This window comes from Pseudomonas sp. MAG733B, from assembly GCF_036884845.1.
Classification (GTDB): domain Bacteria; phylum Pseudomonadota; class Gammaproteobacteria; order Pseudomonadales; family Pseudomonadaceae; genus Aquipseudomonas.
Genome location: NZ_CP145732.1, coordinates 4,339,908 through 4,353,494 on the forward strand (window position 1 = coordinate 4,339,908; position 13,587 = coordinate 4,353,494).

General features: G+C 59.9%; 9 protein-coding genes. 8 read left to right on the top strand and 1 reads right to left on the bottom strand.

What is annotated here, in order from left to right; translation table 11 throughout:
- Positions 1-4: 4 nt before the first annotated feature.
- The 8 genes from tssJ (at position 5) to tssA (ending at position 12,018) form a co-directional block, all read left to right on the top strand.
- Complete coding sequence (gene tssJ, locus V6Z53_RS19785; RefSeq protein WP_338581295.1) at positions 5-757, top strand: type VI secretion system lipoprotein TssJ; 753 nt, start codon at positions 5-7, stop codon at positions 755-757.
- Complete coding sequence (gene tssK, locus V6Z53_RS19790) at positions 754-2,097, top strand: type VI secretion system baseplate subunit TssK (RefSeq protein WP_150705092.1); 1,344 nt, start codon at positions 754-756, stop codon at positions 2,095-2,097. Before tssJ ends, tssK begins: the two co-directional genes overlap by 4 nt.
- A complete protein-coding gene (icmH, locus tag V6Z53_RS19795) occupies positions 2,094-2,807 on the top strand; it encodes a type IVB secretion system protein IcmH/DotU (protein WP_338581296.1) in 714 nt (237 codons plus the stop codon). Before tssK ends, icmH begins: the two co-directional genes overlap by 4 nt.
- A 30-nt stretch (positions 2,808-2,837) precedes the next feature.
- On the top strand, positions 2,838-6,710 hold the full coding sequence (locus V6Z53_RS19800) for a type VI secretion protein IcmF/TssM N-terminal domain-containing protein (protein WP_338581297.1): 3,873 nt from the start codon (positions 2,838-2,840) through the stop codon (positions 6,708-6,710).
- A 31-nt stretch (positions 6,711-6,741) separates the two neighbouring features.
- Positions 6,742-7,668: a type VI secretion system-associated protein TagF gene (tagF, locus tag V6Z53_RS19805; RefSeq protein WP_338581298.1), complete on the top strand. Its 927-nt coding sequence runs from the start codon at positions 6,742-6,744 to the stop codon at positions 7,666-7,668.
- Entirely contained in the window at positions 7,665-10,145 is a 2,481-nt protein-coding gene (tssM, locus tag V6Z53_RS19810) for a type VI secretion system membrane subunit TssM (RefSeq protein WP_338581299.1), read from the top strand. Before tagF ends, tssM begins: the two co-directional genes overlap by 4 nt.
- 162 nt (positions 10,146-10,307) lie before the next feature.
- Entirely contained in the window at positions 10,308-10,826 is a 519-nt protein-coding gene (locus tag V6Z53_RS19815) for a type VI secretion system tube protein Hcp (RefSeq protein WP_034150979.1), read from the top strand.
- Between the two features lie 94 nt (positions 10,827-10,920).
- Positions 10,921-12,018: a type VI secretion system protein TssA gene (gene tssA, locus V6Z53_RS19820; RefSeq protein ID WP_338581300.1), complete on the top strand. Its 1,098-nt coding sequence runs from the start codon at positions 10,921-10,923 to the stop codon at positions 12,016-12,018.
- A gap of 219 nt (positions 12,019-12,237) precedes the next feature.
- Here tssA and V6Z53_RS19825 read toward each other — a convergent pair whose 3' ends face one another.
- The gene (locus V6Z53_RS19825) at positions 12,238-13,584 is read right to left on the bottom strand and encodes a glutamine synthetase family protein (protein WP_338581301.1); all 1,347 of its coding nucleotides are present in this window, start codon (positions 13,582-13,584) and stop codon (positions 12,238-12,240) included.
- Positions 13,585-13,587: the final 3 nt, after the last annotated feature.

Consider the following 13,587-nt stretch of genomic DNA (forward strand, 5'->3'; position numbering starts at 1 on the left):
GGTCATGGACAAGAATTTTTCAGGGAAACGTCCCGCGAAGGCATTGGCTCAATGCCTGACGGTGGTGGCGATGATGACGGTACTGAGCGCCTGCGGCGTGACTGATCGGGTCAGCAAGCGGGTCGACGATACGTGGGCCGGCGACATGCTGTTCGATGACAACGAGAAAGTCATCCTGACCTCCGACGGCGGCAATCAGCTCAACCCCGACGCGGAGGGCAAACCGCTTTCGGTGGTGCTGCGAGTTTATCAGCTGACTTCACTGGAGCGCTTTTCCTCGGTAGACGCCGACTCGCTGTGGGACGACCCGCAAAAAGCCCTCGGCAACACCCTGATCGAGAACCGCGAAATCACTTTGTTGCCAGGCATGGGCCAGGTCGACAAGTGGCCCCTGAACAAGGCCGCGGGTTATGTCGGCGTCGCGGCGTTTTTCCGCTCCGACGAGAACAGCCGCTGGAAGGTCGCGTTTGACGCCAATTCGTTGCGCAAGGACGGCATCTGGTTTTCTTCCGATGGCCTGCGAGTACTGGTCGACAACAACACCGTCTCCGCCGTCAGTGGCGTCGACGTGCTGAACAAACCCAAGACCGAAGAGCAACTCGCCAAAGCTTCCGCCCTGCCCGACCCACCGGCCCAGCCAACGCTGACTCAACGGGTTCAGGACGTGGTGATTGAAAAAGCCCAGGACAAGGCAGCCGGCTCCGCGCAGAAAGCCGTGGACTCGAAATTGAATTCATTATTGGAAGGCGCTCAATGAGTAAGCAAAGCCGGGTGATGTGGTCCGAAGGCATGTTCCTTTTGCCACAACATTTCCAGTATCAGGATGAGTTCCACCAGCATCAGCTGGCGCAGGCGACCCTGCGCAATACGCCTTTTCACTGGGGCGTGCAGTTGCTCGAAGTGGACGAAGAAGCCCTCGCCACCGGCTCCCTGCAGCTGAAAAGGCTGAAACTGGTGTTTCCCGACGGCAGTCTGTTCGATGCGCCGCAGCATGATCCGCTGCCCGCTGCCCGCGATTTGAAGGACTTGCTCAAGGGCAACGACCTGAAGGTCTACGCCGCGCTGAAACTGCCTGAGCCCTTCGGCCTGAACTACGTCGAAGACGGCCAGGAACAAAAGACCGGGCGACGCTTTCGCAAGCAGTTCGACACCTTGCCGGACCTCAACGAAGGCGACCTGGAAAACGAAATCACCAGCCTGCGGCTGAACGTGGTGATGCTGATCGACGGCGACAACCTCGATGGCTACACCTGGTGCCCGATTGCTCGCCTGTCACGCAACAACATCGGCGGTTTCAACCTCGACGGGCATTTCGTGCACCCGACGCTGCACCTGGGCACCCACGACACCCTGATCGGGCTGGGCAAGCGTTTGCTCGGTGCTTTGCAATCGAAAAGCAAGGCGCTGTCCGGCCGTCGTCGCGAGCGAGCGGACCAGATTGCCGAGTTTGGCTCCAGCGATGTGACTCTGTTCTGGCTGTTGAACACGGTGAACCGCGCCCATCCGACCCTCGCGCATTTGCTGGCCCATCCGCGCTTGCACCCCGAGCGCCTGTATCTGTTCCTGGCCGAACTCGCCGGCGGCCTGCTGACATTTTCGTTGGATACACAGCTCAACGACATCCCCGAGTACGACCACCACGACCCGGCGGCCTCGCTGGTCAAGCTCGACGAAATGATTCGCGTGCTGCTCGACAATGTCGTGCCGAACCAGTGTGTGGTGATCAACCTGACCCAGACCAAACCTTCTTATTGGCAAGGACAGTTGCACGACCCCCGGCTGGCAGAGGCGGATTTCTACATTTCCGTGCACGCCGACATGCCGGGCGCGAGCCTGCTGGAACTGGTGCCACGGGCGTTCAAGGTCGGCTCGCCGGAAGACATCGAAGTGGTGGTCAACAGCGCCATGCCGGGGGTCACGCTCAATCACTCGACGCGCCTGCCCAATGCGATTCCGGTGCGACTGGACAATCACTATTTCTCCATAGAGCCCCATGGCCGGGTCTACGAACGAATGATGAGTGCCCAGGCCATTTCTTTCTATGCGCCCAGCGCGTTCACCAACCTCAAGCTTGAACTGATGGCGGTACTCAAATGACCGAAGCCGTACTGCAAGGCGCCGTTGCGGCCGCCAGCGAAAAACCGACGCTCAAAGACCTGGTGCAGGATTTCATCAGCATGGCGCTGATCGTGCGCAAGGGCCGCCAAGTGACCTCGGTCAGCGCCTTCGAGGCGAGCGTCGACACCTTCTTCAAGGCTCTGGAACGCGATGCCCGCAGCGCTAACTACAGCGTTGAACAGGTGAAGGACACCCAGTACGCCTTGTGCGCCTTCCTCGATGAAAGCGTGTTGCGTTCCGGGGACAACGAATTGCGCCGTCACTTCGAATTGCAGCCGTTGCAGTTCCGCTATTTCGGCGTACACCTGGCGGGCGAAGGCTTTTTCGAAAAAATCGATTCATTGCGCGGTGACGTCAAACAGAACCTCGATGTACTCGAGGTTTACCACCTGTGCCTCGCCCTGGGTTTCGAGGGCAAATTCAGTCTCGGGCAAAAGGACCAGTTGCGTTACCTGGCCAATACCCTGGGCCAGGACATCGCGCGGTTTCGCAAGACGCCCAAGGCGCTCTCGCCTGACTGGGCCCTGCCCGACCAGGTCTCGCAGATGCTGCGCCATGAAGTTCCCCTCTGGCTCTACCTGGCGCTGATTGCGCTGGTCTGCGTGGGTGTTTACCTGACGCTGGACTGGCTGCTGGCCAAAGACGTAGCCGCGTTGTCCGAACAAATCAGCCAGCTGTTCAGTGCCTGAGCACAGGTCAGGTAACCGAGTCAGGAAGACATGAAGACATTATTGCGTTTGTTGAAGAGTTTTTGGTTCCTCGTCCCCGTCCTGTGGCTGGCAAGCCTGGCGGTCTGCTGGTTCGTGGCCCCGCACGTGAACTGGCTGCGCGGTTATGCGCTGGAGGCCATGGCGATCGTCAGCGCCTTCTACCTGCTGATCATTGTGCTGCGTCAGTACAAGCGTATCCGTGCAGAACACAACCTTGAAAACCTGGTGCAGATCGAAGTCGATCGTTCGCTCAAATCCACCGGCGAGTTCCGCGATCAGCAAGTGCTGCGCGAACGCCTCAAGCACGCTATTGCGATGCTGCGCGCCGACCGTTCGGCCGGTGGCGGTGGTTCGTCGGCACTTTACGATTTGCCGTGGTACCTGGTGATCGGCATGTCGGCGGCGGGCAAGACCTCGTTGCTGACCCGCTCCGGCCTGTCTGCGAGCATTGCCAGCAGCGCCAACGACACCGAAAGCGGCACCCAGCATTGCGATTGGTATTTCAGCCCCGAGGCCGTGATGATCGATACGGCCGGCCGTTACCTGCGCGACGACCCATCGGCCAGCGAGTTCGCGGCGTTCCTGCGCATGCTGAAAAAGCAGCGCAACAAAGCCGCCGTCAATGGTCTGGTGTTGGTGGTGAGCCTGCCTGAACTGCTCGCGTGCAGCGCGGCCGAGCGCAACGAACTCGCCGCACAACTGGTGTCGCGCATCGAGGAGTACAACGATTGCCTGGAAGCCAATCCACCGATCTACCTGATGCTGAGCAAGACCGACCAACTGCCGGGCTTCAGCCAGGCGTTCGAAGGCCTCGACCTGAACGAGCGCCAGCAACCGCTTGGCATGACCTTCGGTTTGTCCGAGATCCGCAACCAGGGCCTGCGCCCGGTACTGGATGCCAAACTGGCCAATTTGCACAGCCATATTCGTCGTCACGTCGATGCCCAGATGATTGCATTGGGCGCCGATGCCAACAGCGCATTGCTGAACTTCCCGAACTATTTCGCCGAGCTGTCGGGCGTGCTGGAACAGTTTCTCCAGCACTTCGCCGAGACTCGTCGCAGCGGCGCGCCACTGTTGCTGCGCGGGCTGTATTTCACCAGCGCCTTACAGACCGACCAGCAACTGAGCCAGGTGTATGAAGACGATCTGGCAGAGTCGTTCGCCCTGCAACCGGAGCACGAACAACCGGAGCCAAGCACCGGCCGCAAAATCAGCGACCGCAGCTACTTCATCACCGACACATTCCGTCGAGTGATTTTCCCGGATCGCGACCTGACGCTTTACCAGTCGCGTTTCGGCAAGAACAAATCCGCCAGCCCTGCCCTGCTGGGCCTGGCGGTCCTGGCCGGTGTCGCGTTCATCGGCTGGCAAGCCCTGTCGTTCCAGAACAACCGTCAGTGGCTGGCCACGCTGCGCGAGCAATTGACCGAACTGCAACAGGCCCCGGACAGCGCACGGTTACTCGCCTCGGGCCAGGGCCTGGAACTGCTGCGCGATCAACTCATCGCTATCGAGAAACACCGCGCCAAAGGCGTGCCGCTGCAACTCGGCGCCGGCCTGTACCGTGGTGACGACATTTACCGCGTTGCCCAGACCGCCTATTTGCAGCAACTGCGCACCCAGGCGCTGGAACCGATCACCCTGCAATTGCAGTTGCAGATGCGCGCGTTCAACGAGTTCGCCAAGACCATGGACCCGCAAAACAACTTCGCGCCTGCGACGTCCAAGGCCGGTTCAGCCAAAACCCGCTTGCAGGGGCAGAAACTGCCGATCCGCTTGAACAACGTGCCACGCAGCACCGCTGATGTTGCCGGTCGCCTGAACGGTGCAGCCCGTGGGGCCGCCAACAAGGCTCGCGGCGAAGCCCTGACCGCGTTGCGCAACCCGGCTACGGCGAGCGATGCCGCGGAACTGTCGGCGACAACCGGCGGGCTTTCGTTGTCCGAAGAAATGCTCGGCCGACTCGATGAGCGCCAGGTCGCTTCGATCATCGAGTCTTACAACGCACTCAAGCTCTACCTGATGCTGACCCAACCCGCCACCCATCCGGATGCAGAGTTCGTGGCGGCTGCGTTGCCGCTGGCTTGGGCCAATACCGCCAGCGCCGACAACGCTGTCAGCAGCGCGGTGATCCAGGACAACGCGCCGGTGTATGTGCAATTGCTCAAGAGTGGTCAGGCGCCGACGTTGTCGCGCAACGAACAACTCATCAGCGAAACCCGCAACAGTCTCAAGTCCTTCATGATTTCGAGCTCGCTGGTCGATCGCGAATACCTGCGCCTGCAACTGGAATCCGGTCGCCAATTCCCGGCCGTCGGCCTGAGTGATCTGGTGCCATTGCCGGGCCGTCAGTTGCTCTACGGCACCGAAGCGGTTCCTGCGATTTTCACCCGTCAGGGCTGGGAACAGTTCGTCAAGCCGGAGCTGATCAAACTGGTGTCGGGCAACCTGCAGAACGAATCGGACTGGGTGCTCGACGGTGAAGGCGCCGACAGCATCGTGCAGAAAGCCAACTTCATCCGTGAGTTCATGACGCGCTACAAGCGCGACTACACGCAAGCCTGGTACACCCTGATCGACAGCGTCGGCGTGCGCCATTTCACCGACATGGCCAACGCAACCCAACAGCTGTCGCTGCTCAGCGACGTACAAAACTCGCCAGTGAAAATTCTCTTGGCGGCGGTCAACGACAATACCCAATGGGATGTCCCTGCCCCCCGCGAAACCCTGCAAGCGGGCATCAAGCCTGAGGACGGATTCTGGAGCAGCGTCACCGGCATTTTTGACGACAAGAACGCCTCACCGAGCACGCTGATTTCGCCTTTGCCGGCGGTCGACGACGGCAGCCTGGCGAAACGCTTCGAGCCAGTGTCGCGGGTGTTTGCCGTGCAAAACGCCGAAGGCGCCGACAGCACGATCATGGATCGTTACCTGGCGGCGTTGCGCAAACTCAAGGTGCGGATGAACAACATCCAGCGCTCCCAGGACGTTGGCAAGAGCAGCAAGCAGCTGATCAGCGAAACCCTCGAAGGGCTGCCGAGCGAAGTGACCAGCGTGCGCAACTATGTCGAGACCACCGTCGATACCAGCCAGGGCGGCCTCTCCACTTCGTTGCAGGGCTTGTTCAGCCTGCCGATCCAGTTTGCCTGGGAAACCCTGCGCGACCCGGCCGGCCAACAGATTGCCAAGGCTTGGGCACAGCAGATTGCCAAGCCATGGGAACAGGTCATGGCGCACCGTTACCCCATTGCACCCGGTAGTCGCAACGAAGCCTCGGTCAAGGACCTGCAACGTTTCGTCGACCCGGAATCCGGGCTGTTGCCGAACTTCAAGCGTAACGAAATCGGCAACCTGTCCGGTGGTGAAGGCCTGGGGATGAGCAGCGACAGCAAGGCAACACCGCTGGTCAATCCGAACATGGTCAACAGCATCGACAAGGCCAGCTCGTTGGGCCAGGTGATTGCCAGCCTGTCGGACCGCGACAACGGTTTCGAGATCATGCTCGAACCTGCGGCCAGTCTCACCGACATCATCTTCACTCTCGATGGCCAGGTGCAGCACTACCGCAACGGCAAGACCAGTTGGAGCCGTTTCTCGTGGCCGGGCACCACCACCACGCCGGGCGCACGACTGGATGTGGTGACACTGAGCGGCGAACGCATCACGGTATTCGACTACCCAGGCCGTTGGGGCCTGCTGCGCATGAACGACAGCGCACGGGTCAGCGATCTGGACGGTATCCAGCAACGCTTCAGCTGGAACACCAGCAGCGGCCCGGTCAGCCTCGCCGTGCGCAACTACGGCGGCGTCAAACTGACGGACCTGGCCAACGTCAAAGCCTTGAGCGCACTGAACGCCAAAGAAGGTCGTCCGCTGTGAGTCGCCGCACCTTGAATCAGGGAACCGGCCAATGATCGGCTGTTTCGGAAAAGTCCCATCGAGCCCGGACTTCGTCAGCCTGCAAGGTGCAGGCGACGACGTCTGCGAGTTCGACGGCTGGCTCCAAGGCGCGCTGGCCGCCTTGCAGCACCGCGAAGACTGGCGCGAGCTGTTCGACACGTTGCCGGTGTGTTTTTTCAGCTATCGCGCGCGCAGCGGCAACTGGTTGCTGGGCGGGCTGATCAGCTCGAAAGATTCGAGTGGGCGACGCTATCCGTTTTTCATTTTCCAGACGCTCAAGGCCAGCGAAGCCGAGCCTCTGGTCAATCCGTTCACCCTTGGCGAACTGTTCAGTGGCCAGATCAGGCCTCTGCTGCACATGGCCGTCCAGGGTGAAAGCACCTCGGTGCTGTTCGATCGCATCAAGGCCCTGCGTCCGTTGCAAGGCCAGGACTTCGAGTTGTTCCGGCGCGTACATGACAAGTTCCTGGTGAACTTCAACCTGCGCGATATCAGTAGTGCACTCCAGGGTGCCTACCCGGAATTCGTTACCAACGCCGCGTTTACCCGGCTTCAGGCCCTCAGACGGCACTTGGCGCACACGACGCCAATCGGCATCGCCCTGCCCTTGCCGGCGGAACGAGGCCTGAAGAATCCGACTGCCGATTTGTGGGTCACCTGGCTGACGCAAATGACCCCGGAACGCGCGGTGCCGCAGATCAGTCTGCTGGCCGACGACTTCATGCGCCCCCGGCTGATCTGCTTCGCCTCACGCCAAACCAGCGATGCCTACCGCGTGCTGACGGGCATCAGTGACCGCTCGCAAAGCTACGACGTGCTGGCGTCTTTCGATGCCTTCGACGAGCACCACCGCCAACACGCCTTTCCCGAAATCGACCGCCCTCTGGGTGACGTTATCGACCGTTTTGTCGATGCCCTGGATTCGAAGCCTGTATGAACAAGATCAAGTACTACTTCTTGCGCTATCAACCCTACATTCTGGGGGTGTGCTTTTTCCTCACTATCTTCGTGGTGTGGGGCATCGGCCGTGCGTTTGATTTCAGTTCGCTCAACAGCCTGCTGACCGGCATCGGCGTATTCCTGGTGCTGTCGGCAGGCTATGTGCTGCTGCTCTATCGTGGCGTGTCACGCCATCACAACCTCGAAGGGCTGCTGCGCGACGATGCCGATCAAGCGGTGCTGAACGCGAGCCCGGCGGATCGCGAAGAGGTCAGCCTGTTGCGTGAGCGGCTGTTGCAGAGCATCGAACGCTTGCACAGCAACAAACCACGGGGCAGCAACGCCAAAGATGCGCTGTACGCCTTGCCCTGGTATCTGGTGGTCGGCCAGCCTGCGGCGGGCAAAAGCACCATGCTGTACCAATCGGGGCTCAATTTCCCCTACGCCGAGCGTGAAGGCGTGCGCGTTGCCGGCCTGGGTGGCACGCGCAACTGCGACTGGTTTTTCAGCTCCGAAGCAGTCCTGCTGGACACCGCCGGCCGCTACATGAACAACCAGGAAGAGGCCGGCAAATGGCGGGCCTTCCTGCAACTGCTGCGCCAGCATCGCCAGCGCCGGCCACTCAATGGCCTGATCGTCACCGTCAGCATCCACGACATCCTGCAAGCCTCGCTGGAAGATCAGGAGCGTATCGCCAAGCGCCTGCGCGAACGCATTCAGGAAACCCATGCCCTGCTCGAAGTGCGTCTGCCGGTGTATCTGGTGTTCACCAAGTGCGACCTGTTGCCGGGCTTCGCACCCTTCTATCGCCAACTCGATGAAACCGCGCGCGGCGAAGTCATGGGCAAGACCTTTTCCCACAAAGGTTACGAGCAGGCTGATTGGGGCCAGCGCTTCGGCGTCGCAATGGATGAACTGGTCAGCTACTGGCAACAGGTGGCGAGCCAGCAATTGGTGACGCAGGACATCCAGATCACCCGCCAGGATTCGGCGGTGTACCGCTTCCCGCTGGAGCTGGCGGCGCTCAAACCACGGTTGCAACTGTTCGTCGATGCGTTACTGCGCGCCAATCCTTATCAAAATGCAGAATTGCTGCGCGGCTTTTATTTCACTAGCGCCCTGGATGCCGACCAGCCGGAAATGGGTGGACACGCACGCCAGGTGACAGAGCGTTTCTCACTCGAACGGGACCTGGAGACCGCCAGCGGCAACGCGCAGCCACGTCCTTTGTTCATCAACAGCCTGTTCCGCAAAGTTATCATTCCCGACCAGCATCTGGTGGCGCTGTACACCACCAACCATCGCGAACGCCGGCGCAAGGCAGCATGGATCGGCGGTGCCGGGCTGGTGGCGATGCTGCTGTGCAGCCTGCTCGGCTGGTCGTACATCAACAACAAGAACACCCTGCAAAACATCACGGCCGAGCTGACCCAGGCAGGTGTCGATGATCGCTCGGCCAGCGGCCAATACACCGATTGGCAAACCCTGGATCGCCTGCGATTCTGGACCGCGCATTACTACGCGCAGCATCACGACGAAGGTGTGCCGTTGCGCATGCGCCTCGGGCTTTACCAGGGTCACAAGGTAGAGCCAATGGTGCGCAGCCAGTATTTCGATCGGCTGGAAACCGTGATGCTTAAACCCACGGCCGACAACCTGACCCGCTCGTTGTATCTGCTGACTACGCTCAAGGTCTATCAGCGCAACGCCAAAGAGTTGATGCCCGTAACCGGTGTGGACAGTGTCGAGCCCAAGGCGCTGCCCAACGACAACCGCGCGCAATCCATTGCCGCGTTCGGCAAGGCAACACTGGACACCTACGTCATGCTGTCGCGTGCGCAACGGGAAAAGGCCGACCCGGCATTCCTGAAAGCGAAAATCCCGGATTACTGGTATCCGGCGATTGCCCGCCAGGTCGGCAGTGCCGCTGCTGCCACCAGTAACCAGGACTATGAATTCGCCAGCCGCCAGATCAATTTCTACAGTGATCAGATTCACGAGCCGGACGTGCCGCGGATTCTCGATAACGCGTTCCTGATCTCCAGCTCGCGCAACTACATCAACAGTTTGCTGACCCAGTCGTTGCGTTCGATCGAGACCATCACGCTGGAGTCGGACACCCTGTTCGCCTTTGCCCGTGCCGATTTCCAGAGCCTCAAGACCGAGGGTCAAAGCCAGCTCAGCGCCATTGCCGGCAAGCTGCTCAGCACCCCCAACATCGGAAAAATCATCATCGCCGGGCACGCCGATCAACTCGGCGACCCACAAGGCAACCTGCAGGTTTCCAAACAGCGGGCACAAACCATCAAGACTTATCTGGTGGGTAAAGGTGTCCCCGGCGAGCTGGTAGAAGCGGTCGGCGAAGGCAGCAACAAGCCTTTGGTCAAGTGCGATATGCAGCAGCCTAGGGCGCAGCTGATTCACTGTCTGGAACCTAACCGGCGGGTAGAAATCGAAGTGCGGGCACTCAACTGAGAAGCCTGCGCCGGTAATAGAAAATTCGGTGCCTGGGCCATCTCGAAGTGGGCCGAGGCTGCCGTAACACACCTCTCTTGATCGTTTCAAAGAGGTTAAAACGAAGGGCTGCGATCTGTTTTCAGACTCACCCCTTTAAATGAAGGTAAGGAGAAATTAGAAATGGCATTTGACGCATACATCCAGATCGACGGCATTCCAGGTGAAGTACTGGACGACAAACACAAGGATTGGATCGAAGTGCTGGGCTACGAGTACGGCGCTACCCAGGCCACTTCCGCGACTGCCAGCTCGTCGGGCGGTGCTTCGTCGGAGCGTGTCGCGCTGAGCGATTTCAGCATCCGCAAAGCCGTGGACAAGGCTTCTGCCAAGCTGTTCGAAGCCTGCTGCAAAGGCACGCACATCGCCAAGATCCAACTGAATGTGAACCGCGCTGGTGGTGACAAGGTGACCTACCTGACCATCAACCTGGAAGAAGTCGTGGTGTCGTCGGTCAAAGCGGTCGCCGGTGGCAGCCAGAACGGCGAAGACAAATCGGTTGGCGACCTGCCGATCGAAGAAATCAGCTTCAACTTTGCCCGCATCAAAACCACCTACACCCAGCAGAGCCGTGCCGATGGCCAGGGCGGCGGCAACGTCACCGGCGGTTGGGATCGCACTGCCAACAAGGTTTTCGCATAAAACCGTGGCAATGACGGGCCGCCCCGGCGGCTCGTTTTCAGCACCGTGCCTGCCGGGCGGGTACGGTGTTCTTTTATTTTGATCAGAGTTACCTATGTCTGAATTTCTCAACGACCTTTCGCTGGCCGAACTGACCGCGCCCATCAATGAGGGGAGCGGCGAAGACTTGAGCTTTTCCGCCTTGTTCGATCAGGTGAAAGAAGCGCGGCGAGCAGACCCCGATTATTTGACCCAGGGTGACTGGCAAACGGATCTGAAGTCTTCTGACTGGGACCTGACCATCACCCTGGCGGCTCAAGGCCTGGCTCGACAGAGCAAGGACCTGATGCTGGTCGCCTGGCTCAGCGAAGGGCTGGCGCACCAGCATCATTTCAGCGGTATCACTTTTGGCCTGACGCTGGCCGAACGCATTCTGGATAATTTCTGGGGCGACCTCTTCCCTTCCCTCGAAGACGGCGTCGATGAACGCGCGGCCCGTTTGGCGTGGATGAAAACCACCTTGGCCGATGTCGTGGGCGGACTGCCCATTACCCAGGGCCAGCAATACGGTTTGCTGCGTTACGACGAGTCCAGGCATGTCGAAAACCTGGCACTGCAAAGCCCGCAGGCCATGCGCGCCGCCTTGGACGAAGGGAAGATCAACGCTGAGGTCTTTCAGCGTTCGGTGGTGCTGACCGACTCCGATCACCTGCGCCGCAAAGCCAGCGAAATCGCCGCCAGCCTCAACGCCTGCCAGCAATTGCAGAGCACCGCTGACAGGCTGTTCGGCCCTGACGCGCCGAGCTTTGCCGGGCTGCATGACGTGCTGTCCCGTGCAGGCCAATTGGCCGAAAAACTGCTCAAGGATCGGGGGATCGAACTGCATCCGGCCCCTGTCGCTGCAACCCCGGCCGTTTCCGAAAGCGCTGGCGTACAACCTACAGGTGCTGCAATGACCCAGACCCAGCAAGACATTCCCGTCACGCCGCTGCGCACTACGCCCCAGACCCGCGATGAAGCGTTTACCCTGCTGGCGGGTATCGCGCAGTTCTTCAAGCAGACCGAGCCCCAGAGCCCTGTCCCCTACCTGATCGAACGCGCGATCAAATGGGGCAACATGCCGCTCGAAGGTTGGCTCAACGATGTGATCAAGGACAGCAATGTCGTGGACAACATTCGCGACGTGCTGGGCACCAAGGAAGCGAAGTCCTGATGCGCTGATGGACGCAGAAATCGCAGGCAAAAAAAATCCCGGGCAGCTGATGGACGCCCGGGACTTAAAAATGCATAAACCGTGGTGGTGAACGCGGCGCGGATATTACGCAATGTTTCGCCCTGTAACAAGATATTTTATTTAACCAGTCAGTTACTAAATTCTCTAAGCCTTTAAATATCCAGATCTTTTTTAGGGTTAACCTCGAAAGCTCTTTAACTACAGGAACCAGCGGTATTCCCGCGCGCTGATGTCGTGCAGGAAGGCCAGGTGGTCCTGACGCTTGTTCTCGCAATACACATCGACGAACTCCGCGCCCAGTCCTTTGCGCAACTGCGGGTTGCCTTGCATGGACTGCACGGCCTCAAGCATTTCCAGCGGGAAGTCGATACCGCTGTTGCGGTCTTCGTTGAGCGGTGCAATTGGTTCGCGACCGCGCTCCAGACCTTGCTCCAGCCCGACCAGGATCGCGGCGAGCACCAGATAAGGGTTGGCATCGGCACCAGCGAGGCGATGTTCGATTCGCAGGTTTTTTGCGTCCGACTCCGGCACTCGCAGGCAGGCATCCCGATCCTCAAAGCCCCAACTGGCCCGCGAGGCGACGTTTACCGTACCGCTCAAGCGACGCATCGCGTTGTGGTTCGGCGCGAAGATCGGCATGCAGTGCGGCAACACATCCAGGCAACCCGCAACTGCATGGCGCAGCGCTTGCTGCCCGTTCGCCGCCAGCAAGTTGTTGCCCGCTTCGTCGTAAAGGCTCACATGCACATGCATGCCGCTGCCGGGGTGCTGCAAGTAAGGTTTGGCCATGAAGCTGGCGCGGTAGTTGTGCTTGAGCGCTACACCACGGGTGCTGCGGCAAAACAGGGCAGCCCAATCGGCGGCGCGCAGGCCGTCATCCAGATGGCCGAAATTGATCTCAAACTGACCAGGCCCCAACTCGGCGGTGATCACTGTGGCATCGATGCCTTGTGCCCGGGCAGTCTCGACCATTTCATCGAGTACAGGAGCAAACCGCGACAGACGCTCGATGTGCATGTTCGGTTGATCATCAGCATCGCCCGTCAGCGGATCGCGGGCGAACTGCGGCAAACCATCACGCAGCTGGCTGTCGAACAGATAGAACTCCAGCTCGAACGCCACCACCGGAAAAATGCCTTTGCGGCCCAGCCGCGCCAGCACTTGCGCCAACACTTCGCGCGGTTCGAATTCGATCGGTTTTGCTGTGCCGTCCGAGGTGATCAACATTTGCCCCAACGGCTGTTTTTCCCAGCTCACCAGTTTCAGCGTGCCTGGCACCAGGCGGCGCAAAGCATCCGGATCACCGTCGTTGAAGCAGTAGTCGCCGATCTTGAAAAGCCCGCCCTGAGTGCCGAGCAACACACAGTTTTGCGGCAACTTGAGCGCACTGCCGGCAGCGACTTTTTCGAGCATTTCGACCGGGTAGCGCTTGCCGTAGAAATGCCCGGGAATGTCCAGGGAAATCAGGTCGACGTAGCGCACATCGGGGTAGCGCTGACGAAACCCACGCACTTCGGCCAGCAGATCAGAGCACACAGCATCCATCAT